Raw genomic sequence first — 24,490 nt, forward strand, 5'->3', positions numbered from 1 at the left:
GCGCAGTCGACTCAGGGAGATGCTCATGACTTCACGTCGAGACCGGTCCGGGATCGAGGGGTCGCCGCTGCGGCGGCGGACGGTGCTGGCGGCGGGGGCCGCGTTGCCGGTGCTGGCGGGCCGGACACCGGCCGCGGCGGCCAGTGCGGTGGTCGTCGAGCCCGCGAACGTGCAGCAGACGATCCTGGGCTTCGGCGGGATGAACCACACCCTCTGGATCAGTGATCTCAGCGCCGCTCAGCGGGAGACCGCGTTCGGGAACGGGACCGGGCAGCTGGGGTTCACCGTGCTGCGCATCCCGGTGCACGAGGATCGGAACAACTGGAGTCGCGAGGTCGCCACGGCCAAGCGGGCCAGTCAGCTCGGGGCCAAAGTGATCGCCTCGCCGTGGAACCCGCCCGCCTCCATGACCGAGAGCTTCTCCGGGGGGAAGCGGTTGCGGTACAACGCTTATGCGTCTTATGCGCAGCACCTCAACGACTTCACGGCGTTCATGGCGAACAACGGGGTGCCCCTGTACGGGATTTCGGTGCAGAACGAGCCGGATTATGCGCACGACTGGACGGCTTGGACCGCCGCGGAGATCGTGCGGTTCCTGCGGGAGAATGCCGGGTCCTTGAGCACCCGGGTCATCGCGCCCGAGTCGTTCCAGTATCGGAAGGCCATGTCCGATCCTGTTTTGAATGATGCTTCCGCTCTGGCGAATGTGGACATCATCGGTGCGCACCTCTACGGGACCCGGTTCGCCGACCTGCCCTATCCGCTTTTTCAGCAGAAGGGCGGCGGTAAGGAGCTGTGGATGACGGAGGTCTACTACCCGAACAGCACCGACTCCGCCGATCTGTGGCCGCAGGCTCTCGATGTGGGTGAGCACCTGCATCGGGCGCTGGTCGATGGGCGGTTCCAGACCTATGTTTGGTGGTACATCCGGCGGTCGTACGGGCCGATGCGGGAGGATGGGCAGATCAGCAAGCGGGGTGCCTGCATGGCGCACTTCTCGAAGTGGGTCCGGCCCGGGTACTCGCGGGTCACGGCTACCGCCAATCCGCAGGCGAATGTCTATGTTTCCGCGTTCAAGAGCGGGTCTCGGGTTGTCATCGTGGCGATCAACAAGAACACCACTGCGGTGGATCTTGCGTTCACGGTGCGGGATATCGGTTCCGGGACCGCGCAGAGCTGGGTGACCAGTGGCAGCGCGACCCTGGCGCGGTCCACCGACGTGACCCTGTCGAACGGGGCGTTCACCGCTCAGCTGCCTGATCGGAGTATCAGGACGTTCGTGGTGAACTGAGTCAGCTGTCCAGCGCGAGGGGCAGCGTCTTCCGGACCCCGGCCCCGTGCCGCCCGTGCAGCGGGACCACCGAGGGCGGCACGGGAACCGGAGCACCCGGGCGCGCGCCCACTCGGATCGTCACCTCCGCCTTTTCCTTGCCTCCCGCCGTCCGGGTCAGCGTGTACGACGTTGCCGTGAAGGCCGCCCCCGGTACCGCCAGGTCCAGTGCCCTCGGTGACCTCCGGGTGAAGCACACCTGGGTGGAATCGCCCCACACCCAGGACTTCCAGCGGTCCGGCGCTGCCGTCGCCGCTCCCTGGACGCCCAAGGCCACCCGGAGCTCCTTCGCCAGCTCTCCTGCCTCGAGCACTGTGCTCTGGTACCCGGCCTCGGCCAGCGTTCCCATCAAGCTCAACGCCGCCGATGCGGTGCTTCGCAGTGCTCCCAGCTCGCCGCCTCCGCGGGCCAGGGCCGCTATCGGGGCCTGGTCCGGGCGATAGCGGACCGCCAGCCAGCGGACCCTCAGCACCTGGTCTCCCCGGGGGATCGCCCACGTCAGCAGCTGGGCCGACGCCAGGGGGATGTCCGCTCGCCGGTAGGCCGCACGCAGGGCCTCGACCAGCGGGCCCGGCGCTCCCGGGCCCGGCGTCAACCGGACCAGGGCACTCCAGCCGCCGTCGATCTCCGCTACGCCGAACCGGTTGCCCGCCCGGTCCACGTGCTGGCGGACCTTCACCGGGCCGGCCACGTTCAACAGCGGGTCCGGGCCTTCGCGGCGGGTGTCGTGGCGGCGCAACCGGAACGCCGTCCACGTTGCCGCCCAGCCCGCCAGGTGCCGCCCCGCGAAGCGGACCGACGTCAGCAGCACCAGCAATCCCGCGCCGATGCTCACCCCGAGCTTGACCGGCTGGGCGACGCCGTCGACCAGCCAGGCGAGCAGTACGGCGATCGCCGCGAGCTCCCACAGCGCCGCCTGGAGCGGGCGGATGGGCAGCAGCCACGGCAGCGGTGTCGCCGCGGGCCGGGACGGTGCCAGGTGGACGGCGGTATCGACGGACACGGGCTCCCCTTTCCCCGGCCCCGACGCTACTGCCTGCCCGGATAGCGCGTGGGCGTAAAAATTACCCTCGCCGCACCCCGGTCCGGTGCCTAGCATCGGCTGCTCGGGAGGATGACGCACACATCCGGGGGCACAACAGCGTGTGGACGCAGCGGGACCAGATCCAGGCGTACCAGTTCCTCCGCCGCAGGCTCGTTTCCGCGCTCGTCGCCGCCGACGCCAACCACCCCGTCTCGCCCAGCCGACGGCTCGTGCTGGGCACCGTGCTCGGGGTCGTGGCCGCCCTCCTCGTCACCGCCGTCTTCGGCATCATCGGGCTGCTGAACCCCTCCGGCGGCAAGGACTGGCTGGCCGGCGGCAAGGTGATCGTCGAGGAAGGCACCGGCGCGCGGTTCGTGCTCGGCGCCGACGGCGTCCTGCACCCGGTGCTCAACTACGCCTCCGCGCGGCTGCTGGCCGGCGGCAACGGCGACACCACCGTGTCCGTCTCGCCGGAGAACCTCGGCAAGGCCGGCCGCGGCACCCAGATCGGCATCCCCGGCGCGCCCGACTCGCTGCCGTCGTCGAACGCGCTCGTGACCGTCCCCTGGACGAGCTGCAGCCGGACCACCCAGGACGCGCCCGCGTCGGCCGAGCCGCGCACCGCCGTCCTGCTCGCCGCACCCGCCTCCGGTGTCGAGCTGCCGCGGGACCAGGGCGTCATCGTGCGGCTGCCGCAGGGGGAGCGCTTCCTGCTCGCCGGCGGGCGGCGCTACCACCTGAGCGACGAGGCCGCGACCGCGCTGCAGTTCGACAGCTACCCGACGATCGCGGTGTCGTCGCGGTGGATCGACACCGTCCCGGCCGGGCGCGACCTGACGGCGTTGCCCGTCGACGGCGCCGGCGACCGGGGGCCGCGGGTCGGCGGCCGGGACACCCGGGTCGGCCAGGTCCTCGCCGTCGTGGACGCGATGGCCGCGCCCGGCGCCGCCACTTCGTACTACCTCGTGCGCCGGGACGGGCTCGAGCCGGTCGGGCAGACCGAGGCGAGCCTGCTGGTCACCACCGAGGCGAACGCGTCCGCCTACGAAGGGACGCCGAAGCCGGTCGACGTGCGCGCGTCCGACGTCGCCGCGGTCGCGAAGGCCGGCGCGCCGCGGGCCGGCGGGGCCGATCCGGCCGCCTACCCCGACCGCATCCCCGGCAAGGCGCCGATCACCGGGAACTCCGTGGCGCTGTGCGTTCAGGGCAGCCGGTTGCTCGTTTCGGCCGAATTCCCGCTTCCTGTTGGGGCCAAAGCCATCCAGGTCGCCACCCGGACCGAAGCAAGGGTGGCGGACGAGGTTTTCGTACCTCCTTCGGGGGGAGCCGTCGTCGTCGAAGCCGGTTCGGCCACCGCGTACCTGGTGACCGACACGGGCCGGAAGTACCCGGTGGTGAATGCGCAGGCCTTGGCCTCGCTCGGCTACGGAGGCGTCGCCAAACCGCCGGTCACAGGTAGTTTGCTGGCATTGGTGCCGACGGGCCCCGCGCTGGACCCGGCCACGGCCGGGCGGCCGGCTCCGTCGGGTGGAACGGGGTGAAAGTCGTGCACATGACAGAAGAGCGTCCGACCGAGGGTGAGCTGGACCAGGGGCGGGTCCGGGTCGCGGTCATCGAAGACCACCCGTTGTACCGCGTCTCCGTCGAACGCGTGCTGGCCGAAGCCGACTTCGTCGAGCTCGGCGCGGTCGTCGATTCGGTCGCCCGGTTCCACGTGCACCGGCAGCCGCCGGGCAGCGTGGTCCTGCTCGACCTGGGCCTGCCGGGCGTCGCGGGGGCGGCGGCCGTGCTGGAGGTGTGCGAGCTCGGGCACCACGTGCTCGTCGTCTCCGCGCAGGCGGAACCGGAGGTCGTGCTCGGCGCGATCGCGGCGGGGGCGCGCGGGTTCCTGTCGAAGGACGTCGACGCCGACGAGCTGCTGATCGCGATCAAGACGGTCGCCGGCGGCGGCGCGTACGTCTCGGCGGTGGTCGCCGGGATGATCATGAAGGACAACGCCGACCGGCCCGCCGTGTCGGCCGAAGCCGAGCTGTCCCCGCGCGAGGAGCAGGTGCTGCGGCTGGTGGCGGCCGGGGAGCGGGACGTCGACATCGCGCTGATCCTCGGCATCGGCGTCCGGACGGTCCGCGGCTACCTCGACCGCATCCGCGACAAGACCGGCGAGCGGCGGCGGCCGGGCCTGGTCAAGGAGGCCATCCGGCGCGGCCTGATCGGCGAGGCCGGCCCCCGGCGCGGCGGCCGCAAATGAGCGGGCGCATCCCGGTCGGGGTGATCGAGGACCACCCGCTCTACCGGTACGCGCTGAGCCGCGTGCTCACCGAAGCGCCCGACATCGAGCTCGGCGCGGTCGCCGACTCGGTGGCCCGGTTCGCGGTCCAGGACCAGCCGGCGGGCAGCGTCGTCGTCCTCGACCTCAAGCTCCGGGGCGTCCAGGACGCGGCCGCGGTCCTGGAAGTGGGGCAGATGGGGCACAAGGTGCTGGTGGTGTCCGCGCACGCGGAACAGCCGGAGGTGCTCGGCGCGATGCAGGCGGGGGCGAAGGGCTTCCTGTCCAAGGACGTCGACGGCGACGAGCTCCTGCGGGCGATCCGCACGATCGCCGACGACAACGCGTACGTGTCCCCGACGCTGGCCGGGATGATCATCCAGGACAGCGAAGAGCGGCACGCGGGCCCGAAGATCGTGCTGTCGGAACGGGAAAAGCAGGTCCTCCGCCTGGTGGCGGCGGGGGAGCGGGACGTCGACGTGGCGGAGATCCTCAACATCAGCGTCCGCACGGTCCGGTCCTACCTGGACCGCATCCGCGACAAGACCGGCGAACGGCGGCGCGCGGGCTTCGTGCGCGTCGCCATCCGCGAAGGCCTCTTGCGCTAGAGGCGCCGGTTGGCCAAGGCTCCCGTGGCGGCGCGGGCCTTGGCCGACACCGCCGGATCGACGTCCACGAGCAGCGTCTCCGGCGCCGCCCCGGCCTGGGCGACCACCCGGCCGAAGCCGTCCGCGACCAGCGAGTACCCGATCCCCGTCGGCGCCTTCGGGTTGACCGTGACGCCCGTCGCCGCGGGGTCGGCCTGGCCGCACGCCAGCACCCAGCAACCCGAGTCCAGGGCCCGCGCCCGCACCAGCACCTCCCACTGCTCGCGCTTGCCCTCGCCCGCGCCCCACGACGCCGGCAGCAGCACGACGTCGGCGCCGTCGTCGGCCAGCGCGCGGAACAGCTCCGGGAACCGCACGTCGTAGCAGGTCGCGACGCCGTAGACGACGCCGTCCAGCTCGAACGTGGTCGCCGTGGACCCGGGCGCCACCGTGTCGGACTCGGCGAACCCGAAGGCGTCGTAGAGGTGGATCTTGTCGTAGCCGCGGTGGTGCCCGCCGCCGGTGACCAGGAGCGTGTTGCGGACCCGCCCGTCGTCGGCCGGGGTGAACATGCCGGCGACGACGACCACGTCGTACTCGGCGGCGATCGCGGCCACGGCCGACGCCCACGGGCCGTCGAGCGCTTCCGCGACCGGCTCGAGGGGCCGTCCGAAGCGCGCCATGGTCGCTTCGGGGAACACGACGATCCGCGCGCCGTCCGCCACCGCGGCCTCGACGCCTTCGCGAACGAGCTTCAGGTTCGCCTCCGGATCGTCACCCGAGTTGACCTGGCACAACGCGATTCGCGCCACCGCTGCCTCCTGCATGCTGGGATCGGCCGTCACCGGGGAGTATCGCTGAAAAGCCGCTGGGTGTGACCTCGTACCCTGGGGGCATGTTGAACCGCACCGACCTGCGCGGGCAGGTCCCGACCGCCGCCGAACTGCGCGCCACGCTCCCCCGCGCCGAATACGACGTGGACGCGGCGCTGCATCACGTGCGCCCGGTGGTCGAGGCGGTCCGTGACCGCGGTGTCGAAGCCGTCCTCGAATACACCGAGAAGTTCGACAAGGTGCGCCCGGCGTCCGTGCGCGTGCCGCGGGCGGCGCTGACCCGCGCTCTGGAGGAGCTCGACCCCGCGGTGCGGGCCGCGCTGGAGGAGTCGATCGCCCGGGCCCGGAAGGTGCACGCCGAGCAGCGCCGCACCGACGTCACGACCACCGTCGTCGAGGGCGGCACGGTCACCGAGAAGTGGGTGCCGGTCGAGCGCGTCGGGCTGTACGCCCCGGGCGGGCTGGCCGTGTACCCCTCGACCGTGGTGATGAACGTCGTCCCGGCGCAGATCGCCGGGGTCGGCTCGCTGGTCGTCTGCTCGCCGCCGCAGGCCGCGTTCGACGGTCTGCCGCACCCGACCATCCTCGCCGCGGCCGAGCTCCTCGGCGTCGACGAGGTGTGGGCGGCCGGCGGCGCGCAGGCCGTCGCGCTGCTGGCGTACGGCGGCACGGACACCGACGGCGCCGAGCTGGCGCCGGTCGACGTCGTCACCGGCCCCGGCAACATCTACCTCACCGCGGCCAAGCGGCTCCTGCGCGGCCTGATCGGCATCGACGCCGAGGCGGGGCCCACCGAGATCGCCATCCTCGCCGACGAGACGGCCGACCCGGTGCACGTCGCCGCCGACCTGATCAGCCAGGCCGAGCACGACCCCCTGGCGGCGAGCGTCCTGGTGACGACGTCGGCCGAGCTGGCCGACGCCGTCGACCAGGAGCTGGTCGATCGCGTCGCCGCGACGAAGCACAGTTCGCGGGTCGCCGAAGCCCTGGCCGGCAAGCAGTCCGGCGTCATCCTGGTGTCCACAGTGGAGGACGGGCTCCGGGTCGTCGACGCCTACGCCGCCGAGCACCTGGAGATCCAGACGGCGGACGCGCGTGCGGTCGCCGCCCGGGTCCGCAACGCGGGCGCGATCTTCGTCGGCGCGTACGCCCCGGTGTCGCTCGGCGACTACTGCGCCGGGTCCAACCACGTGCTGCCCACCGGCGGGTTCGCCCGGCACTCCTCGGGCCTGTCCGTGCAGAGCTTCCTCAAGGGCATCCACGTCGTGGACTACTCCGAGGAGGCGCTGCGCGAGGTCGCCGGCCGCGTCGTCGCGCTGGCCGACGCCGAGGACCTGCCCGCGCACGGCGAGGCCGTCGCCGCCCGCTTCGGAGGTGCGGTCCGATGACGATCGGCGAAGAGGTCACGCTGGACCAGCTGCCGCTGCGCGACGACCTGCGCGGCAAGTCGCCCTACGGGGCGCCGCAGCTGGACGTCCCGGTCCGGCTGAACACGAACGAGAACCCGTACCCGCCGCCGCCCGCGCTGGTCGCGGACGTGGCGGAGGCCGTTCGAGCGGAGGCGGCCGAGCTGCACCGCTACCCGGATCGCAATGCGCTGGCGCTGCGACAGGACCTGGCGGACTACCTGAGCGTGTCGACGCGGGTGGTGCTGTCGGAGGCGAACGTCTGGGCGGCGAACGGGTCCAACGAGGTGCTGCAGCAGATCCTGCAGGCGTTCGGTGGTCCCGGGCGCAGCGCGCTGGGCTTCGAGCCGTCGTACTCGATGCACCCGATCATCGCGTCCGGCACCCGCACCGAGTGGGTTCCGGCGCCCCGCCGCGACGACTTTTCGCTGGACACGGCCGCGGCGGCCGCTGTCGTTCGCTCGAAGCGGCCGGACATCGTGTTCGTGACCAGCCCGAACAACCCGACGGGCGGCTCGATCCCGCTCGACGAGCTGCGCGCGTTGCTCGACGCGGCCACCGGAATGGTGGTCGTCGACGAGGCGTACGCGGAGTTCTCGTCCCAGCCGAGCGCGGTCTCGCTGCTGGCGGACTACCCGTCGTCGTTGATCGTGTCGCGGACGATGAGCAAGGCGTTCGCCTTCGCGGGCGGCCGCCTCGGCTACCTGGCGGCGGCGCCGGCGGTGGTCGACGCCCTGCAGCTGGTGCGCCTGCCCTACCACCTCTCGCGGCTGACGCAGGCGGCGGCCCGGGCGGCGCTGCGGCACGCGGACGCCACTTTGGACAGCGTGCACAAGCTGGCGGCGGAGCGCGACCGCGTCGTGGAGGCGTTGGCGGGACTGGGGTACGACCCGGTGCCGAGCGACTCGAACTTCGTCCTCTTCGGACGGTTCGCGTCCCCGGCGGCGGCTTGGCAGTCCTATTTGGAGCGCGGGGTGCTGATCCGCGACCCGGGCATCCCCGGTCACCTGCGCGTGAGCATCGGCACCCCGGAAGAGAACGACGCCTTCCTCGAGGCGAGTAAGGAAGTTTCCCGATGACCCGCATCGGCAAGGTCGAACGGACCACCAAGGAGTCCTCGATCTCCGTGCAGCTGGACCTCGACGGGACGGGCGAGGTCGAGATCTCGACCGGCGTCCCGTTCTACGACCACATGCTGACGGCGTTCGGCGTCCACGGCTCGCTCGACCTGAAGGTGGAAGCCACCGGCGACGTCCACATCGACGCCCACCACACGGTCGAGGACACGGCGATCGTGCTGGGCCAGGCGATCCGCCAGGCCCTGGGCGACAAGAGCGGAATCCGCCGCTTCGGCGACGCCTGGATCCCGATGGACGAAACCCTGGCCCACGCGGCGATCGACGTCTCGGGTCGGCCGTACTGCGTGCACGTGGGCGAGCCGGAGCAGTTCAACACGTTCACGATCGGCGGAAACTACCCGTTCGTGCTGACCCGCCACGTGTTCGACTCGCTGGCGTTCCACGCCCAGATCGCGTTGCACGTCCGAGTGATCCACGGCCGCGACCCGCACCACATAGCGGAGGCGGAGTACAAGGCGGTGGCCCGCGCGCTGCGCGCGGCAACGGAGCCGGACCCGCGCGCGGGCGGCATCCCCTCGACGAAGGGCGTCCTGTGAGCAACGGCGTGGTCGGGGTGCTGTTGCTCGCCCTTGGAGGTTTTCTGGTGGGCGGGGTCTGGTCGACCTGGAAGTCGTCGAAGTTCATGGCGGCGGTCCTGGGCATCGCGGCCCTGCTGGCCATCGGCGGCGCGATCTTCTGGCTCTCGAGCTGACGCCGAGCGCCCCGGCGGTACGATGACCGACCGTGGGCAGAGCCGGACTTCTCGTGATCATCCTGGGTATCGCCGGGCTTTTCGCGCATCGCGTCATCACCGTTCCCCCGAAGGGCACCGATTTCGTCGCGGGCGGCTCGTGGGTCGCGGTCGGCATCGGCGTCGTGCTGCTGCTGACCGCGATCGCTCAGCACGGTTACGGCTACGGGGTGTTCCCGCTGACCCTCGGGGTCGGGATACTCGTCGCCGACTGGGTGACGCACTTTTCCCGCGCCATGCACGATCCGCAGCCATTGCTCGGCCTTCTGGTTACGCTGCTGATCGGCGCCGGGGCGGTCTCCGTGTGCTACGCCGGGGGCGGGGAAAACGCGGTCGTCAGGTTGCCCTTGTTCGCCGTGGCCTCCCTGGTGAGCGACATCTTCGTCGACTTCGGTGCCGGCTGGGACGACCTGGTGAACCTGAGCACGGCGGCGTTCGCCGCCGCCTTCGTCATCACCGCGGCGGTTGTGGTCTTCGTGGACGACACCCTGCCGGGCTCCGGGGTCGCGACGGATTACTACGGGAGCTTGCTGCTGCTGGCGGCGGGCATCGGGACCGGCGTGGCCGTTGTGCTGGTCACCACCGTGGCGACCTTCGACTTGCCGGGTTTCGTCGACTTCCTGCTGACGGCGGCCGCGGTGGTCGGCGGGTACCTGGTCGTGCCGTTGCTCGCGTTCTTGCTGCTCTGCGCGCTGGCCGACGACCTGCTCGACAACGAGTCCAGCGACGTGGTCGGGGATGCCATCGACAACATGGAGCACGACCTCGCCGCGCTGAGCTCGCTGGTCACCGGTTTCGCCTTCGTGGCGGCGCTGGCCGCACTGATCTTCGGGGAGCCGCCGGACTGGCTGGTGGCCGTCCTCGTGGTGGTGGCGGTCGCCGCGGCCGCGGCCGCGACGCGGACCGGGTACCTGGCGTTCACCGAACTGGCGCGGCTGATCAAGGCGCGGGCCGTGCCCGGCCGGATCGCCGAGGCGCTCAGCGATCTGCGCCGGTCCGACCCGGTGTTCCGCCTTCTTCCTCATGCAGGAACGCCGTGACCTCACTGATGAGGTCCGGGTCGGGCCACCGATCGCGCAGCATGCCCCGCGCGATCCACGCCGCCTCGTCGCGGTGGCCGAGGTCGGCGAGTTCCCTGATCGCTTGAATGCGCAGGGGAGTGGGCAGCCTGGCGGCGGTGAGCAGCATCGCCATGGCGGTTCCCCAGAGTTGCCTGGCTTCGAAGTCGCTGACCGGCTCGGTGCCCGCGATCAGTTCGCCGACGTCCCAGTCGCCGCTTTCCCACGCCCGGCCGGTGGCCAGGTCGTAGCGCAATTGCTTGACGGCGCCGAGCGCCTGCGCCAGTTCGGCCACTCGGAGTTTCCGCAGGGCTTCCACCGCGGAGACCGTCTGGCCGGCGTGCGCCAGTTCCGAGACGAACCGCAGCCGGGCGAGCACGGGCCAGATCGACTGTTTCGCGGCCGAGGCGAGCGCGGTGTTCGTCGTGCCGCCACGCGGGAAGCCGCTCACGAGCGCGTCGGCCTCGGCGATGGTGTGCAGCCGCAGGCGGCCGGACCCGTTCCGGAGTGGTGGTCGCGGCTTCGGCCTGACCGGCCGGGCCTTGGCCCGCGGAACCGGCTTTTCCGTCGGGCGGTGGGCGCGGTTGCGGACCAGTGCGAACTCGCCGATCGAGTCGCTATGCATGATCTTCGGTTCGGGATGATCGCGCTCGCGCATCCGGCGGCACAGCTGCCGGTAGATCGTGAACAGCGGGAGCACCGGCCCCTCACCGGGCAGCCCGTCCCGCAGCACCGTGATCAGCTCACCCGAGAACACCGTGTGGCGCTCGCCCTCGACGAACAGCGCCGCCAGGTGCCGGGGCGCCGACGCCAGGCCGCACGTACCCTTCGCCTCGATTTGTTCGAGGACGCCGGAAGTCTCGTCCGCCATCGGGGTGCCGAACGCACGACCGGAGTAGCAGCAGTCCACGATGAAGATCTTGACCTCGGCTTCGCTGTCCCGGACGGCCCGGCGCAGGATGTCGGCACGCAGCGAGCGGAATTCCTTTTCGGCTTTGATCGTGTCACTCGTGGCGAGCAGCAGCTCGCCGTCGACGTCGACGAGGCCATGGCCGGCGTAGTAGACGACCAAGGTGTCGGTGGCCGTGCGGCACCAGCGCGCGATTTCCACCTCCGCGTCGTCCTTGTGCCGCGGGTTGACCATCGTGCGGACGTTCTCCGGGAGAAAACCGCCGAGCCCGGGATCGACGAGGATGTCGGCGAGGTCCTCCACGTTGGCTCTTGCTTGAGCGATGTCGTGCAGCTCCGGGTCGTCGTATCGGGCGGCGCCGATCAGGATCGCTTTGGCCCCTTGGGGGTCGGCCAGGCGCATTCATTCCTCGCCGAGTTGCTTGGCCAGCGTGACCGCGGCGTCGTTGAGGTCCTTGACGGCGGTCCGGTGAATGCGTTCGCCCTTGAGGGAAACGGTTTTGTCACCCGCCTTGACCGTGATGTCGACCTTCATGCCCCGCGTCCTGAGGTAAGCCACGAGAGCGGTGGTCAGTGCGGTGAAACCGCTGGTGGCCACCAAGGAGACCGTATCGAGCGCCGGGCCCATCGTGCCTTCGGCCGCGGAATGGTCGTCCAGGCGCACTTTCCCCGGAAAATCTTCCTCGAGCCAACGCAGCAGTCCGAGCGCGTCGTCTTCACCCTCGACCTTGATCAGAACTGTCGTCCTCGTCACACGTCGTAGTGTAATTCGTGGCCCGCGGAGAACGGAAAAAGCCCGGCCGTGACGTGGTTGTCCACATCACCGCCGGGCCGGTGGGAAATTGTCGTCAGCGATTCGCGCCGACCAGTTCCCGCTCCTCGGGCTCGTCCAGGTGCTTCGTGAGCTTCTCGCCCTCGACGTCGACGTCCGGCAGGATGCGGTCCAGCCACTTCGGCAGCCACCACGCGCTGCGGCCCAGCAGCGACATCACGGCCGGGACCAGGGTCATCCGGACCACGAACGCGTCCACCAGCACGCCGAACGCCAGCGCGAAGCCGATCGACTGGATCAGCGACGATTCGGCGAGGACGAAGCCGGCGAACACGCTGATCATGATCAGCGCCGCCGCGACGACCACCCGGGCGCCGTGGCGGAAGCCGGTGACCATCGCTTCCTGCGGCTCCGCGCCGTGGACGTGCTCCTCGCGCATCCGCGTCACCAGGAACACCTGGTAGTCCATCGCCAGCCCGAACAGCACGCCGATCAGCAGGATCGGCAGCATGCTCATGATCGGGCCGGTCGACTCGACGCCGAGCAGGTCCGTCAGCCAGCCCCACTGGAACACCGCGACCACCGCGCCGAACGTCGCCGCGACCGAGCCGAGGAAGCCGATCGTCGCCTTCAGCGGCACCACCACCGAGCGGAACACCAGCATCAGCAGCACGAACGCCAGCCCGACGATCAGCGCCAGGTACGGCAGCATCGCGTCCGACAGCTTCTCCGAGACGTCGATGTTCGCCGCGGTCTGGCCGGTGACGGCCAGCTTCGCGTCCAGGTTGCCGGATTCCGCGCGGATCGCGGCCACCAGGTCCTCGGTCTGCGTGCTGCTCGGGCCGCTCTTCGGGATCACCGTGAGCAACGCCGTGTCGCCGGCCTGGTTGAGCCGCGGCGGCGTGACGGCGGCGACGTCCGGCAGCTTCTGGATGTCGGCCGCGGCCTGGCCGAGCGCGGCCTGGCGGTTGCCGCTCGCGGAGACGTCGACGACGACCAGCAGCGGGCCGTTCGAGCCTTCGCCGAAGCTGCGGCTCGCGATCTCGTACGCCTTGCGCTGCGTCGACTCCGGCGCCGCGGTGCTGTCGTTGGGCAGGCCGAGCTGCATGCTCAGCGCGGGCAGCGCGACGACGGCCATCCCGGCCAGCGCGACCAGCAGCACCGGGATGCGGTGGCGGCCGACGAACCGCGCCCAACGCTCGCCGTGCGTCGTTTCGACCGGCTTGCGGCGCAGCCGGATGCGGCCGCCGGCGACCCGGGACCCGGCAAAGCCGAGGATCGCGGGCAGCAGCGTCAGGGCGATGAGCACGGCGATCGCGACGGTGGCGGCCGCGGCGACACCCATCTGGCCGAGGAACGGGATGCCGATCACGGTGAGACCGGCCAGCGCGATGATGACGGTGAGCCCGGCGAAGACGACGGCGGACCCGGCGGTGCCCGCGGCGCGGCCGGCGGCTTCTTCGGGGTCGCGGCCGATGCCGAGTTCGTGGCGGTAGCGCGAGACGATGAACAGCGCGTAGTCGATGCCGACGGCCAGGCCGATCATCAGCGCCAGCACCGGCGTGTTCGAGTTCAGCTCGAGGAAGCCGGACGCGAGGAAGATGCCCGCCATCCCGGTGCCGACGCCGATCAGCGCGGTGAGCAGCGGGATGCCGGCCGCGAGCAGCGAGCCGAAGGTGATGATCAGCACGACGGCGGCGACGGCCACGCCCAGGCCTTCGGTGGCACCGGTCGCGGGCACACCCTGCACGGCGTCACCGCCGAACTCGATCGTGAACCCGGCGGCGCGTCCGGCGTTCGCGGTGTCCAGCAGGGCCTGACGGTCCTCGTCGGTCAGTTCGTACGCTTTTGCTCCGTAACTGACCTGGGCGAGCGCGACTCGCCGATCGGGTGAGATCGACTGCGCCTGGAACGGGTCGACCACCGCGGCGACCTTGGGCGCCGTCTTCAGCTGGCCGACGAGGGCTTCGACGGCGGCCTTGCCCTTCGCGTCGGTCACCGTGGTGCCCGCCGGGGCCTCGATGACCACGCGCGCGGTGGCGCCACCGGCGTTGGCCTGCGGGAACTTCTCGGTGAGCTGGTCGATCGCCCGCTGTGACTCGGTACCGGGGATCGTCACCGAGTTCGACAGCTGGCTCGAGAGCGTCAACGCGCCCAGGCCCAGCGCCACCAGGACCGCCGCCCAGACGGCCGCGACCAGCGCTCTGCGCCGGAAGGAGAACCGGCCGAGCCGGTACAGGAAGGTCGCCACGAGTCAGCTCCGTTTCGCCCGAACGGGGTCGGTTCACTCCACAGGGTCGTTTCCAAGCTAGCCGATCGGCAAGGGCGACTCCAAGCCGATCGGCAAGTATGTGACTTGCCGAACAGCAAGGTTTATCCCTAGCCGTTCGGCTAGTAAGGCGGTTTGCCGATCGACAGGGCGTGACGTAGGCTCCGACGGCTCGCTGAGGAGGAAGAATGACCGCCGGCCCGGCCGAGGACACCCGGACCCGACTGCTGCAGACCGCGCTGCGCCTGTTCACCGAACACGGGGTCGAGGGCACGTCGCTGCAGATGATCGCCGACGCGCTGGGCATCACCAAGGCGGCTGTGTACTACCACTTCAAGACGAAGGCGGAGATCACCGAGGCGGTGGCGGAGCCGGGCGTCCGCGACCTGGACGACCTCGTCCGGCGAGCGGCCGCGCTGAAGCGCCGGGGCGCGCAGGTGGATCTGCTGCTGGAGGGGTTCGTCGACCTGGTGATCCGCCACCGGGCGCTGGTGGCGCTGTTCTCGAGCGACCCGGGCATCGCCCGCGCGATCGAGAAGTCCGCCCACGGCGGCATGGAGGGCTTCGGCCGCGCGATGCTGGGCATCCTGTCGGGCCCGGACCCGGACACGACGGCCCGCGTCAACGCCCTGGTGACGTTGACCGGGATCGCCATGGCCGGAGGATCCCCGGACTTGGCCGGCCTGGGCGACGAAGAGCTGCGCACGGAACTCCTGGACGTGGGCCGCCGCCTCCTCGGCCGCCCCCGCCGCCGCCTCACCCCCGTGTCGACCCTCTAATCACGCGTGTCGCCCCTTCAATCACGCGAGATGTCTCCCCAATCACGCGAGATGCCCCGCTGATCACGCGAGTTCCGCGTCCTATCACGCGAGGGGCGTGTCCTTGATCGGTCGGCTCGCGTGATTGGGCGGCGATCTCGCGTGATTGGAGGGTCATCACGCGTGATTGGAGGGTCGACACGGTGTCAGGCGCGGCTGAGGTAGGGCGGGGGGACTGAAGGTGTCAGCCAGACTCCGTTGGTGCTCACCTGGAAGGTGTGGCCGGCCGCGGTCATTGCGGCGGCGTCGATGCGGAGGATCACCGGCTTGCCGCGGCGGGCGCCTACCGTGCGGGCGGTTTCGATTGTTGCCGACAGGTGGACCGCGTGGCGGTTCATCGGGCGCAGGCCCTCGTGGAAGATCGCGTCGAGGTACTTCGCGACCGTTCCGTGGTAGAGGACGTCCGGGGGTGTTGCGTCCGGCAACGCCAAGTCGACCGGGACGCTGTGGCCCTGGCTGGCGCGGATGCGCGTGCCCGTTTCGTCGAAGGCGAAGCGGCGCTTGTTGTTCTTTTCGACCACTTCGTCCAGCTGTGGGCGGGTGATCGCCAGCGCACGCAGGAGCGCGTCGACCGGCGCCCAGCCGCCGGGCGCCAGGGTCAGGCCGAGGGCGGCGGGGTCGTGGCGGAGGTGCCGGGACAGCCGCTTCGAGATGCGGATGATTTCCTTTTCGTTCATTGCCTCCCCAGCATCCTCCCCGCGCGCAAGCGGTTTAGATGCCGCCCTCGACCGCCGGGCGCAGCTTGCTCGCGCCCGGGCCGAAGCGGGCCAGCTCGTCGTCGTTGTTGTACAGCGCGCAGCTGCGCAGGGAGAGGCAGCCACAGCCGACGCAGCCGGTGAGGCGATCGCGAAGCCGTTGCAAGGCGTCGATGCGCGCGTCGAGCTCGTGTTGCCAGTCTCGCGACAGGCGCGCCCAGTCCGCCTTCGTCGGCGCGTGGTCCGCCGGCAGCGTCTCCAGCGCCGTGCTGATGTCCTCGAGCGAGAGCCCGACCCGTTGCGCCGCGCGGATGAACGCGATGCGACGCAGCACCGAGCGCGCGTAGCGGCGCTGGTTGCCAGCCGACCGCTCCGAGCTGATCAGCCCCTTCTCCTCGTAGAACCGCAGTGCCGTGTGCGGAACCCCGCTGCGTTCCGCCACCTGTCCGATGCTGAGATGTTCAGCGAGCCTGGTCACCAGGTCAGGCTATCCTTGACTTCGAGTTTAGTCGAGGTTGCATCGTCGGGTCATGACCACTGTGACCGCACCGGGCTACGCCGCTCTGCCCCGGCTGATTTCGCTGATGACCGGCGACGAAAAGCACAGCGCCGCCGCCGAGTCCACTTTGGACGTCCTGTGGGTGCTCTACGACCGGGTGCTCGACGTCACGCCCGAGAACTTCCGCGAGCCCGGCCGCGACCGGTTCCTGCTGTCCAAGGGACACGGGCCGATGGCGTACTACGCCGTGCTCACCGCGAAGGGCTTCATCGCCGAGGCGGAACTGGCGACGTGGTCCGACGCGGCGTCGCGGCTCGGCTACCACCCCGACCGGTGCCGCATCCCCGGCGTCGAAATCTCCAGCGGCTCGCTCGGCCACGGCCTGCCGATCGCGTTCGGCACCGCGCTCGGCCTGCGCGCCCGCGGCCTGACGGACGCGAAGGTCGTGACGCTCGTCGGCGACGCCGAGCTCGACGAAGGCTCGAACCACGAGGCGATCGTCGTCGCGGCGCGTGAAGGCCTCGAAAACCTGACCACGGTGGTGGTCGACAACCAGTCGTCGACGCGCGGCTGGCCGGACGGCATCGCCCGCCGCTTCGCCGTCGAAGGCTGGGAGACGCGCACGGTCTCCGGCCGCGACCACGACGCGCTGTACGACGCCTTCACCACCGCCCACCCCGGCCGGCCGCTCGCCGTGGTCGCCGTCGTCGAACCGAAGGGCTGAACGATGTTGCCGATGCGGGAAACCTTCCTCGCCACCACCGAACGGATCGTCGACGCCGACCCGGACGTCGCGGTCGTGCTGGCCGACATCTCGGCCGCGCAGCTCGCCGGCGCGGCCCGGCGGCACCCGGGCCGGGTGATCAACGTCGGGATCCGCGAGCAGATGCTGGTCAGCACCGGGGCCGGGCTGGCGCTGGCGGGCCTGCGGCCGATCGTGCACACGTTCCCGCCGTTCCTGGTGGAGCGCGCCTTCGAGCAGATCAAGCTGGACTTCTCGCACCAGGACGTGGGTGGCGTGCTGGTGTCGTGGGGAGCGTCGTACGACATGCCGACGGCGGGGCGCACGCACCAGTCCCCGGGCGACGTCGCCCTGATCGATTCCCTGCCGGGCTGGACGGTGCACGTGCCGGGCCACCCGGCCGAGGCCGAGCGCCTGCTGCTGGAGTCGATCCCCGGGAACAGCCGGGTCTACCTGCGGCTTTCGGCGCAGGAAAACGCTTCTCCGCACCTGGGCGTGGGCTTCACCCGGCTGCGGTCCGGGTCGGCCGGCGTGGTGGTGGCGGTGGGCCCGGTGCTCGACCGGGTCCTGCGCGCGACGGCGGGCTTGGACGTGACGGTGCTGTACGCCTCGACGATCCGCCCGTTCGACGCGGCCGGTCTGCGGTCGGCGGTGCTTTCCTCGTCCGCTTCCGTCGTGCTGGTGGAGCCGTACCTGGCCGGAACGTCGGCCGCGTGGGTGGCGGAGGCGCTTTCCGATGTGCCGCATCGGTTGCGATCGCTGGGCGTGCGGCGGGACGTGGAGGTCCGGACGTACGGGACCATCGGGGACCACGATCTGGCCCACGGGCTGGATGCCGGGTCGCTGGGGTTCTCGATCAGGGAGTTTTTGGGGGAGTAGCAGCACTGTCGCCGGTGCTGGGGGTACCGGCGGCGGGGTGCTTGTACCGCAGGTGTTCGGGTTCGCCGCCGAGGAACCTCATGAGTTTCTTGTTGCTCTCCCGCTCCTGTTCGGCGGTCGTCGGCAGCGGCAGGTGCAGGCTTTCGTACACCTTGAACCGGTTCAGGTCCAGCACGGTGCTGAGGATGCCCAGGTACTGTTCCGCCGCCGCGACGGACGCGCGATAGGCGATGTACGCGAGGAAGTACGGGCCCAGCGCGAGCAGGAGCCACCAGCCGCCGGTCACCAGGAAAGCCGCCGTTTCGAGGGTCACGACGAACGCGACCACGCACAACCTCGCCGACGTGTCGAGCTGCTGCCGGGCGTCGTCGATGTAGTCGAGGTGGCTTTGCGGGGCGACGAGACCGATGTGCGGTGCGGTCTTGACGACGTCGAGCCGATATTGCCGCCCGGCCTTGTCTTCGCCGGACCGCAGGGCGTTGCCGAGCCTCGTCGGCATCATGCGCGCCACGTCGGGGTAGCGCGCGAGCGCGCGCGGGATGCTGGACCACGCGGCGTGGATTCCGCTGAGGGACTGCCCGGCCGGGATCTCCAGCATCGCTTCGCGGGCGTCCTTGCGCTGCCGTTCGGGCAGGCCGGCGGGATCGGGGTCGTCCTCGCCGTTCGCGAGGGCCTCGCGATGCGCGGCCGCCAGGAGCCGGTCGAGCTCCCGGTCACGGGTTTCCTCGAGGGCCTCCCGGCGATCCTCCAGCCGTTCCCGGCGCTTCCGGTACCGGGTGATGCGCAGCCGGAGCAGGACGACCGCCGGACGCGAGCTTCCCCAGTAGCCCTCCAGCAACCGGGTCATCCCCACCTGCAGCGGATGGAGGAACAGGGCGACGAGGATCGTCACCAGGATCAGCCACGCGGCGCCGCTGAGGTTCAGCCCGCCGAGCCTGCGCACCATCAGCCCCACGTCGGGCCGGCCCCGCCAGGCCTCGCTGGTCACCAGCGCCGCGGTCCACACGACGAGGAACAGCGCGGGCAGCACGCTGACCACGCTGAAGTAGCGGCCGATGCGGGCCCCCAGCCCGACCGCGGCGTCGGGCAGCGCGGGGCCGGCCACCTCAGCCGTTCCCCGGGGACTTGTAGATCACCCTGGCGCACTTGCGGCAATACGACTTGCCTTCGCGACGGCGGAGGGAGCCGCCGCACCGCGGGCACTTGCTGCTTCCGGACGTGTCTTCACTTTCGCCGGGCGGCGGGAGCGGGCCTTTGCCGTAGCCGAAGAGACCGGGCAACGCCAGGGCGACGACGAGCCGAAGCCTGCGCATGCGCCTCACCCCGCCCTCCAGGATCCGACCATGTTAGGCCAGCATTCAGGCCCAGTCGAGGAGTGTGGGACGAGGTCAGGATGGGGTTTTCGCCCTGGGTGGTACCTCCCGTCGGGGTGGTGGTCGTTGCCGTGGCCGGGGTGTTCGGGGATGGGTGGGCGTGGCTGGCCGCCGGGGTGCTCGGCCTGGCCGGGGCCGGGTGGGTGGCCGGGCTCGTGCTTCGGGAGCCGCGGGTCGATAGCGTGGCCGCCATGCCATCGATCCGGCCCATCGCGCTCGCCGTCATCCGGCGCGGCGACGCACTGCTCGTCTTCGAAGGACACGACGACCTCAAAGGCGAGACCTACTACCGGCCGCTCGGCGGCGGGATCGAGTTCGGCGAAGGCAGCAAGGACGCCCTCGTGCGCGAGTTCGGCGAGGAACTCGGCGCCGAGATCGAGGTCGGCGACCGGCTCGGCGTGCTCGAGAACGTCTTCACCTGGCGTGACCGGCCCGGGCACGAGATCGCCTTCGTCTTCACCGCCGAGTTCGTCGACGCCGGTTTCTACCGGCGCGACGAAATGAAGATCCTCGACGACCCCGCCACCGCGCGCTGGGTCGACCTCCGCGACTTCCGCGACGGCAGCAAGATCCTCTACCCCACCGGGCTCATCGAACTCCTCTCACCGGATCAGTGACCGCGTGGTCGGCACCAGCTCGAACGACGACTCCGACGGCACCCGGCTGAAGCACACCGAGAACGGGCCGTCCGTGCGGACCGGCAGCTGCGGGAAGTTGTTCTCCGACGGCTCGGTTTCGAACGCCGCGAACGCCGACTCCGGCGGGGGAGCGGGTGGCGAAATCGTCACGTGCACGCCCGCGCCCGGTGGTGGCGCGGCCAGGCCGCGGCGGACCGGGCGCAGCAGCAGCACGTTGTCGGAGTCGATCATCGTCGCGTTCGCCGCCGACCGGTGTTCCCGCCACACCGGGCCGGAGTAGAACGCCTCCAGCGCCGCCTTGCGCTCGGACATCGTGCGGAAGCCGCGCAGCCACACGAACTCGTCCGGGGACGCTCTCGCTCGGAACAGCCCGAACAAGTGCGCGCCCGCCGCCTCCTGCGGCTCGACGAACTCGCGCTCGAACAGCTCGATCAGCTCGTCGCGCCGGCCGGGGTGCAGGGTGTAGCGCCGCAGTTCCACCACGGTTTCGAACTCGGAAAACGTCATGCCGCCGAAGCTAGCGGGCACCACCGACAAAAACCGATCAGCGGAACGCCGCGAGCCCCGTGACCGCCTGACCGAGTGACAGCGCGTGCATCTCCTCGGTGCCCTCGTACGTCAGCACCGTCTCGAGGTTCGCCATGTGCCGCATCACCGGGTACTCCAGGGAAATCCCGTTGGCGCCCAGCATCGACCGCGCGGTCCGGGCCACGTCCAGCGCCGACCGGACGTTCGCCATCTTCCCGAAGCTGACGTGGTTGTGGTGCAGCGAACCGGCGTCCTTCAGCCGGCCGATCTGCAGCGCCACCAGCCCGGCGCGGTTGACCTCGACGACCAGGTCGGCGAGCTTGCGCTGGGTCAGCTGGAACCCGGCCAGTGGCTTCCCGAACTGCGACCGCGACAGCGTGTACTCCAGCGCGGCTTCGTAACACGCGCGCGCCGCCCCGACGACCCCGAAGAGGATCCCGTAACGAGCTTCGTTCAGGCAGGACAGCGGCCCGCGCAACCCGCGGACCTCGGGGAACGCCGCCGACGCCGGCAGCCGGACGCCGTCGAGCACCAGTTCCGCGGTCAGCGACGCCCGCAGCGACAGCTTGTGCTTGACCTCGTTCGCGGTGAAGCCCGGCGTGTCGGTCGGGACGACGAAGCCGCGGATGCCGTCGTCGGTCTGGGCCCAGACGACCGCGACGTCGGCGACGGTTCCGTTGGTGATCCACATCTTCGTGCCGGACAGCACCCAGTCGTCGCCGTCGCGCACCGCCCGCGTCCGCATCGAGCCCGGGTCGCTGCCCGCGTCCGGCTCGGTCAGCCCGAAGCAGCCCAGCGCTTCGCCGGTCGCCATCCGCGGCAGCCACTCCTGCCGGTGCTCTTCGCTGCCCCACTTGTGAATCGCGTACATCGCCAGCGACCCCTGCACCGAGACGAAGCTGCGCAGCCCCGAGTCGACGGCCTCGAGCTCGCGGCACGCGATGCCGTAGGCGACAGCGCTGGTGCCGGCGCAGCCGTAGCCCTCCAGGTGCATGCCGAGCAGGCCGAGCGAGCCGAAGCCCTTCGCGAGTTCCGCGGCGGGGAGCGCGCCGGTTTCGTACCAGTCGGCGACGTGGCCGAGCAGCTGGTCCTTCGCGTACGCGCGGACGGCGTCGCGGATCGCCCGTTCCTCCTCGGCGAGCCCGGCGTCGAGGTCGAGGAAATCGTGCGGGTCAGGGGTGCGGCTCATGAGGGCTCCCGGGGGACGCGTCGATGCGGCCACCGCAGGAAACCACAGTCAGGCGTCTGTTCTCCGCGTGGCGTTCGTCACGCGGGCAGCAGACGTGCTCGGGACGCACCGCGGGCGGGTCTGCTGGCGGGGGATCAGCAGCTCGCCGAACTGCGGGAACGGCACGCTTTCGATGTCGTCGCGCCAGGCGTGCAGCATCTGGGACAGCAGATCGTCCTCGGCCATCTTCGCCTCCCTGGCGTCCGGTCGTGGCGGCTCAGCGCACACGATCGGGTGAAGTGATACCCGGCGAGCGGGACGCTCAAACGGGTGTCTTCAAGATTTTTCCGGGGAGCGTGCGCTCTGTGGCAGGATGACGTCGCCGCCGCCAAGGCCTCCACTCCCGAGGAGCGCACATGCGCACACTGCGGACGGCAAGTCTGCTCGCCCTCACCACCGCCACCCTGCTCGCCGGCGCCGGCGTCGCCGCCGCGCACGGAAGCGGCTGGCGGCAGGTCGGCCACACCACCGCCGAGAACCGGATCAGCGGCGAAGGCCTCGCCACGCTGCGGCGGCCCGGCCACGCCCCCGAGCTCGTCTACCGCAACGGCGCCACCATCCCGCAGCCGCTCAAGGACGAGGGCTGGGGCCACGTCGGCGACCCCGACTCGCTGCGCGGCCACGTCTTCGACGTCTACCAGGACACGCGCACCCCGACGCCCACGACGAAGATGTACCTGGTCACCCAGCCCGACGGGACGACGACGGAGTTCGTCCACCCGCTGCAGCCCGGCGAGCCGGCCGTGAACGCGAACGCCCAGGTCGCGGCCACCCCCGACGGGCAGTGGCTCGTCTCCGGCCCGCTCGGCGAGATCGACCGCCTCTACGTCTCCCCGACGCCGTTCCTCAACCCGCGCGGCCCGCGGCAGGCAGGCGACCTGCCGGTCGCCGCCCGCATCCACCTCGACCACCACCTCCGCAACGCCCAGGGCTGTGACTTCGTCGGCGCGACGCGCCTGATCTGCGCGACGAGCGACCCGTACAACGACCTGTACCCGACCAACCTGCAGCTCCTGCAGATCGACCTCGCCCGGCCGCTGACCGGCCGCGACGTCACCGCGCACGTGCACGAGATCGGCCAGGTCCCGCTGGTCAGCACCTGCACGGGGACCTTCACCCCGGAAGGCGTCGACTACGACGCCGGCGTGCTGCGCGTCGAGGTCGTGCCGCCGTCGCCCTGCAACACCGTGACCGACGTCTATTCGTTCGAGCGCCGCTGAGAGCGACGGCTACGCTGGGTGGCGTGTCTCGTGTGGTGATCCTCGACTACGGTTCCGGCAACCTCCGCTCCGCCGAACGCGCTGTGGCGCGCGCCGGGGCCGACGTCGAGGTCACCGCCGACCCGCATGCCGCCGTCGAAGCCGACGGCCTGGTCGTTCCCGGCGTCGGCGCCTACTCCGCCTGCATGGCGGGGCTGCTGGACGTGCACGGGCACCGGATCATCGGCAAACGGCTGGCCGGCGGGCGGCCGGTGCTCGGCATCTGCGTCGGCATGCAGATCCTCTTCTCCCGCGGCGTCGAGCACGGCGAGGAGACCGAGGGCACCGGCGAGTGGCCCGGGGTCGTCGACCGGCTGCACGCCGACGTCCTGCCGCACATGGGGTGGAACACCGTGCGCGCGCCCGCGGACTCGCAGCTGTTCGCCGGGCTGGACCCGGACGAACGGTTCTACTTCGTGCACTCCTACGCCGCGCGCAGGTGGGAACTGGACGGCCTGCCCGGCCAGGAGCCGAAGGTCACCTGGGCCCACCACGGCGAGGACTTCGTCGCCGCGGTCGAGAACGGGCCGCTGTGGGCCACCCAGTTCCACCCGGAGAAGTCGGGCGACGCCGGGGCGCAGCTGCTGCGCAACTGGCTGGCGACCCTCTGACCGGGTGAGCCGGGCCGCCGCCCTAGAGTTACCCGCGTGACTTTCACGCTGCTTCCCGCCGTTGATGTGGCCGATGGCCAGGCCGTGCGACTCGTCCAGGGCGAGGCCGGCACCGAGACCTCCTATGGCAGCCCCCTAGAAGCCGCCCTGGCCTGGCAGCGCGACGGCGCCGAGTGGATCCACCTGGTCGACCTCGACGCCGCCTTCGGCAAGGGCAGCAACCGCGAGCTGCTCGCCGAGGTCGTCGGCACGCTCGACGTCAAGGTCGAGCTGTCCGGCGGCATCCGCGACGACGCGTCGCTGAAGGCCGCCCTGGACACCGGGGCCCGGCGGGTCAACCTCGGCACCGCCGCGCTCGAAGACCCGGAGTGGACCTCCCGGGTCATCGGCGAGTACGGCGACCGCGTCGCGATCGGCCTCGACGTGCGGATCACCGAGGCCGGCCACCGCCTCTCGGCCCGCGGCTGGACCTCCGACGGCGGCGACCTGTGGGACGTCCTGGAGCGCCTCGACCGCGACGGCGCGTCCCGCTACGTCGTCACCGACGTCAGCAAGGACGGCACGCTGCGCGGCCCGAACCTCGACCTGCTGCGTGACGTCGTCGCCCGCACCGACGCGCCGGTGATCGCCTCCGGCGGGGTGTCGAGCGTGGCCGACCTGGTTGCGCTGGCGGGCCTGGCGTCCGACGGTGTCGAGGGCTCGATCGTCGGAAAGGCGCTCTACGCCGGCGCGTTCACGCTGCCCGAGGCGCTCGCCGCGGTCGCGAAGGTCTAGACGAGTAATGCGTAAGTCTGGGTGGTGACCGGAGATGGACGAAGGGTGTCCAAGATCCGTTTGTGACGACAGACCTGAACACCCTTCTCACCGCACTCTACGTCAAGATCGACGACCACCTCA

28 protein-coding genes are annotated in these 24,490 nt (G+C 71.0%); 16 read left to right on the forward strand and 12 right to left on the reverse strand.

Annotation, left to right across the window (positions count from 1 at the left end; all coding sequences use genetic code 11):
* The first annotated feature begins 25 nt into the window (after nt 1-25).
* Nucleotides 26-1,291 carry a glucuronoxylanase gene (locus H5965_RS43660; protein WP_310977182.1) on the forward strand — a complete coding sequence of 422 codons (1,266 nt, stop codon included), beginning with the start codon at nt 26-28 and terminating at the stop codon, nt 1,289-1,291.
* Between the two features lies 1 nt (nt 1,292).
* Here H5965_RS43660 and H5965_RS43665 read toward each other — a convergent pair whose 3' ends face one another.
* Nucleotides 1,293-2,333, reverse strand: coding sequence for a type VII secretion protein EccE (locus H5965_RS43665; RefSeq protein ID WP_310977183.1), 1,041 nt, complete (start codon nt 2,331-2,333; stop codon nt 1,293-1,295).
* A 140-nt stretch (nt 2,334-2,473) separates the two neighbouring features.
* Here H5965_RS43665 and eccB point away from each other — a divergent pair, with 140 nt between their 5' ends.
* From eccB to H5965_RS43680, 3 genes are read left to right on the forward strand one after another with little or no spacing between them, the layout of a single operon-like run.
* Nucleotides 2,474-3,895: a type VII secretion protein EccB gene (eccB, locus tag H5965_RS43670; RefSeq protein ID WP_310977184.1), complete on the forward strand. Its 1,422-nt coding sequence runs from the start codon at nt 2,474-2,476 to the stop codon at nt 3,893-3,895.
* An 11-nt stretch (nt 3,896-3,906) separates the two neighbouring features.
* The gene (locus H5965_RS43675) at nt 3,907-4,602 is read left to right on the forward strand and encodes a response regulator transcription factor (protein ID WP_235190866.1); all 696 of its coding nucleotides are present in this window, start codon (nt 3,907-3,909) and stop codon (nt 4,600-4,602) included.
* On the forward strand, nt 4,599-5,228 hold the full coding sequence (locus tag H5965_RS43680) for a response regulator transcription factor (protein ID WP_310977185.1): 630 nt from the start codon (nt 4,599-4,601) through the stop codon (nt 5,226-5,228). Before H5965_RS43675 ends, H5965_RS43680 begins: the two co-directional genes overlap by 4 nt.
* Here H5965_RS43680 and H5965_RS43685 read toward each other — a convergent pair.
* Complete coding sequence (locus tag H5965_RS43685) at nt 5,225-6,019, reverse strand: carbon-nitrogen hydrolase family protein (RefSeq protein ID WP_310977186.1); 795 nt, start codon at nt 6,017-6,019, stop codon at nt 5,225-5,227. The two genes, H5965_RS43680 and H5965_RS43685, sit on opposite strands and share 4 nt — an antisense overlap.
* Before the next feature lie 83 nt (nt 6,020-6,102).
* Between H5965_RS43685 and hisD the strand changes: the two genes are divergently transcribed.
* Genes hisD through H5965_RS43710 form a run of 5 tightly spaced genes read left to right on the forward strand, consistent with a single transcriptional unit; the run spans nt 6,103 to nt 10,355 of the window.
* On the forward strand, nt 6,103-7,428 hold the full coding sequence (hisD, locus tag H5965_RS43690; RefSeq protein WP_310977187.1) for a histidinol dehydrogenase: 1,326 nt from the start codon (nt 6,103-6,105) through the stop codon (nt 7,426-7,428).
* Nucleotides 7,425-8,525, forward strand: a complete 1,101-nt coding sequence (locus tag H5965_RS43695; protein ID WP_310977188.1) for a histidinol-phosphate transaminase — start codon at nt 7,425-7,427, stop codon at nt 8,523-8,525. The genes hisD and H5965_RS43695 overlap by 4 nt, the downstream gene beginning before the upstream one ends.
* The gene (gene hisB / locus H5965_RS43700) at nt 8,522-9,121 is read left to right on the forward strand and encodes an imidazoleglycerol-phosphate dehydratase HisB (RefSeq protein WP_308675145.1); all 600 of its coding nucleotides are present in this window, start codon (nt 8,522-8,524) and stop codon (nt 9,119-9,121) included. The genes H5965_RS43695 and hisB overlap by 4 nt, the downstream gene beginning before the upstream one ends.
* Entirely contained in the window at nt 9,118-9,276 is a 159-nt protein-coding gene (locus H5965_RS43705; protein WP_310977189.1) for a hypothetical protein, read from the forward strand. Before hisB ends, H5965_RS43705 begins: the two co-directional genes overlap by 4 nt.
* Nucleotides 9,277-9,308: 32 nt before the next feature.
* Complete coding sequence (locus tag H5965_RS43710; RefSeq protein ID WP_310977190.1) at nt 9,309-10,355, forward strand: hypothetical protein; 1,047 nt, start codon at nt 9,309-9,311, stop codon at nt 10,353-10,355.
* Here H5965_RS43710 and H5965_RS43715 read toward each other — a convergent pair.
* The 3 genes from H5965_RS43715 to H5965_RS43725 form a co-directional block, all read right to left on the reverse strand.
* Nucleotides 10,294-11,685 (reverse strand): caspase, EACC1-associated type, encoded by a 1,392-nt coding sequence (locus H5965_RS43715; protein WP_310977191.1) that lies wholly within the window; start codon nt 11,683-11,685, stop codon nt 10,294-10,296. The genes H5965_RS43710 and H5965_RS43715 overlap by 62 nt on opposite strands.
* Entirely contained in the window at nt 11,686-12,036 is a 351-nt protein-coding gene (locus tag H5965_RS43720; protein WP_310977192.1) for an effector-associated constant component EACC1, read from the reverse strand. It abuts the gene before it with no gap.
* 94 nt (nt 12,037-12,130) lie between these two features.
* Nucleotides 12,131-14,305, reverse strand: coding sequence for an MMPL family transporter (locus tag H5965_RS43725; protein ID WP_310977193.1), 2,175 nt, complete (start codon nt 14,303-14,305; stop codon nt 12,131-12,133).
* Between the two features lie 206 nt (nt 14,306-14,511).
* Between H5965_RS43725 and H5965_RS43730 the strand changes: the two genes are divergently transcribed.
* Nucleotides 14,512-15,102: a TetR family transcriptional regulator gene (locus tag H5965_RS43730; RefSeq protein ID WP_310977194.1), complete on the forward strand. Its 591-nt coding sequence runs from the start codon at nt 14,512-14,514 to the stop codon at nt 15,100-15,102.
* A 185-nt stretch (nt 15,103-15,287) separates the two neighbouring features.
* Here the strand turns inward: H5965_RS43730 and H5965_RS43735 are convergent, their stop codons facing one another.
* Both H5965_RS43735 and soxR read right to left on the reverse strand, forming a co-directional pair.
* A complete protein-coding gene (locus tag H5965_RS43735) occupies nt 15,288-15,818 on the reverse strand; it encodes an RNA 2'-phosphotransferase (RefSeq protein ID WP_310977195.1) in 531 nt (176 codons plus the stop codon).
* A gap of 34 nt (nt 15,819-15,852) precedes the next feature.
* The gene (soxR, locus tag H5965_RS43740) at nt 15,853-16,314 is read right to left on the reverse strand and encodes a redox-sensitive transcriptional activator SoxR (protein ID WP_310977196.1); all 462 of its coding nucleotides are present in this window, start codon (nt 16,312-16,314) and stop codon (nt 15,853-15,855) included.
* A gap of 52 nt (nt 16,315-16,366) precedes the next feature.
* On the opposite strand from soxR, the gene H5965_RS43745 reads away from it, so the two are divergent.
* Entirely contained in the window at nt 16,367-17,059 is a 693-nt protein-coding gene (locus tag H5965_RS43745; RefSeq protein WP_310977197.1) for a thiamine pyrophosphate-dependent enzyme, read from the forward strand.
* 6 nt (nt 17,060-17,065) lie between these two features.
* A complete protein-coding gene (locus H5965_RS43750) occupies nt 17,066-17,956 on the forward strand; it encodes a transketolase family protein (RefSeq protein ID WP_396137003.1) in 891 nt (296 codons plus the stop codon).
* Here the strand turns inward: H5965_RS43750 and H5965_RS43755 are convergent.
* On the reverse strand, nt 17,934-19,061 hold the full coding sequence (locus H5965_RS43755; protein ID WP_310977199.1) for a hypothetical protein: 1,128 nt from the start codon (nt 19,059-19,061) through the stop codon (nt 17,934-17,936). The two genes, H5965_RS43750 and H5965_RS43755, sit on opposite strands and share 23 nt — an antisense overlap.
* Before the next feature lies 1 nt (nt 19,062).
* Nucleotides 19,063-19,269 (reverse strand): hypothetical protein, encoded by a 207-nt coding sequence (locus tag H5965_RS43760; RefSeq protein WP_310977200.1) that lies wholly within the window; start codon nt 19,267-19,269, stop codon nt 19,063-19,065.
* An 80-nt stretch (nt 19,270-19,349) separates the two neighbouring features.
* Here H5965_RS43760 and H5965_RS43765 point away from each other — a divergent pair, with 80 nt between their 5' ends.
* A complete protein-coding gene (locus H5965_RS43765) occupies nt 19,350-19,946 on the forward strand; it encodes an NUDIX hydrolase (RefSeq protein WP_310977201.1) in 597 nt (198 codons plus the stop codon).
* Here H5965_RS43765 and H5965_RS43770 read toward each other — a convergent pair.
* From H5965_RS43770 to H5965_RS43780, 3 genes are read right to left on the reverse strand one after another with little or no spacing between them, the layout of a single operon-like run.
* The gene (locus H5965_RS43770) at nt 19,932-20,474 is read right to left on the reverse strand and encodes an NIPSNAP family protein (RefSeq protein WP_310977202.1); all 543 of its coding nucleotides are present in this window, start codon (nt 20,472-20,474) and stop codon (nt 19,932-19,934) included. The two genes, H5965_RS43765 and H5965_RS43770, sit on opposite strands and share 15 nt — an antisense overlap.
* A 37-nt stretch (nt 20,475-20,511) precedes the next feature.
* Nucleotides 20,512-21,684 (reverse strand): acyl-CoA dehydrogenase family protein, encoded by a 1,173-nt coding sequence (locus H5965_RS43775; protein WP_310977203.1) that lies wholly within the window; start codon nt 21,682-21,684, stop codon nt 20,512-20,514.
* A 48-nt stretch (nt 21,685-21,732) separates the two neighbouring features.
* Nucleotides 21,733-21,909, reverse strand: coding sequence for a hypothetical protein (locus tag H5965_RS43780; protein WP_310977204.1), 177 nt, complete (start codon nt 21,907-21,909; stop codon nt 21,733-21,735).
* A gap of 170 nt (nt 21,910-22,079) precedes the next feature.
* Between H5965_RS43780 and H5965_RS43785 the strand changes: the two genes are divergently transcribed.
* Genes H5965_RS43785 through priA form a run of 3 tightly spaced genes read left to right on the forward strand, consistent with a single transcriptional unit; the run spans nt 22,080 to nt 24,367 of the window.
* The gene (locus H5965_RS43785; protein ID WP_310977205.1) at nt 22,080-22,943 is read left to right on the forward strand and encodes a hypothetical protein; all 864 of its coding nucleotides are present in this window, start codon (nt 22,080-22,082) and stop codon (nt 22,941-22,943) included.
* A 32-nt stretch (nt 22,944-22,975) separates the two neighbouring features.
* A complete protein-coding gene (gene hisH / locus H5965_RS43790) occupies nt 22,976-23,593 on the forward strand; it encodes an imidazole glycerol phosphate synthase subunit HisH (protein ID WP_310977210.1) in 618 nt (205 codons plus the stop codon).
* Nucleotides 23,594-23,629: 36 nt separating this feature from the next.
* Nucleotides 23,630-24,367 (forward strand): bifunctional 1-(5-phosphoribosyl)-5-((5-phosphoribosylamino)methylideneamino)imidazole-4-carboxamide isomerase/phosphoribosylanthranilate isomerase PriA, encoded by a 738-nt coding sequence (gene priA / locus H5965_RS43795; protein ID WP_310977206.1) that lies wholly within the window; start codon nt 23,630-23,632, stop codon nt 24,365-24,367.
* The last annotated feature ends 123 nt before the right edge of the window (nt 24,368-24,490 follow it).

It is taken from the genome of Amycolatopsis sp. 505 (assembly GCF_031625235.1).
Classification (GTDB): Bacteria; Actinomycetota; Actinomycetes; order Mycobacteriales; family Pseudonocardiaceae; genus Amycolatopsis.

Excerpts from the sequence above, each read along its gene's own strand:
- H5965_RS43660 (WP_310977182.1), top strand. The coding sequence starts at position 26 with ATGACTTCACGTCGAGACCGGTCCGGGATCGAGGGGTCGCCGCTGCGG.
- H5965_RS43675 (WP_235190866.1), top strand. The coding sequence starts at position 3,907 with ATGACAGAAGAGCGTCCGACCGAGGGTGAGCTGGACCAGGGGCGGGTC.
- H5965_RS43680 (WP_310977185.1), top strand. The coding sequence starts at position 4,599 with ATGAGCGGGCGCATCCCGGTCGGGGTGATCGAGGACCACCCGCTCTAC.
- hisD (WP_310977187.1), top strand. The coding sequence starts at position 6,103 with ATGTTGAACCGCACCGACCTGCGCGGGCAGGTCCCGACCGCCGCCGAA.
- H5965_RS43695 (WP_310977188.1), top strand. The coding sequence starts at position 7,425 with ATGACGATCGGCGAAGAGGTCACGCTGGACCAGCTGCCGCTGCGCGAC.
- hisB (WP_308675145.1), top strand. The coding sequence starts at position 8,522 with ATGACCCGCATCGGCAAGGTCGAACGGACCACCAAGGAGTCCTCGATC.
- H5965_RS43715 (WP_310977191.1), bottom strand. The coding sequence starts at position 11,685 with ATGCGCCTGGCCGACCCCCAAGGGGCCAAAGCGATCCTGATCGGCGCC.
- H5965_RS43730 (WP_310977194.1), top strand. The coding sequence starts at position 14,512 with ATGACCGCCGGCCCGGCCGAGGACACCCGGACCCGACTGCTGCAGACC.
- H5965_RS43735 (WP_310977195.1), bottom strand. The coding sequence starts at position 15,818 with ATGAACGAAAAGGAAATCATCCGCATCTCGAAGCGGCTGTCCCGGCAC.
- H5965_RS43745 (WP_310977197.1), top strand. The coding sequence starts at position 16,367 with ATGACCACTGTGACCGCACCGGGCTACGCCGCTCTGCCCCGGCTGATT.
- H5965_RS43760 (WP_310977200.1), bottom strand. The coding sequence starts at position 19,269 with ATGCGCAGGCTTCGGCTCGTCGTCGCCCTGGCGTTGCCCGGTCTCTTC.
- H5965_RS43765 (WP_310977201.1), top strand. The coding sequence starts at position 19,350 with ATGGGGTTTTCGCCCTGGGTGGTACCTCCCGTCGGGGTGGTGGTCGTT.
- H5965_RS43770 (WP_310977202.1), bottom strand. The coding sequence starts at position 20,474 with ATGACGTTTTCCGAGTTCGAAACCGTGGTGGAACTGCGGCGCTACACC.
- H5965_RS43775 (WP_310977203.1), bottom strand. The coding sequence starts at position 21,684 with ATGAGCCGCACCCCTGACCCGCACGATTTCCTCGACCTCGACGCCGGG.
- H5965_RS43780 (WP_310977204.1), bottom strand. The coding sequence starts at position 21,909 with ATGGCCGAGGACGATCTGCTGTCCCAGATGCTGCACGCCTGGCGCGAC.
- H5965_RS43785 (WP_310977205.1), top strand. The coding sequence starts at position 22,080 with ATGCGCACACTGCGGACGGCAAGTCTGCTCGCCCTCACCACCGCCACC.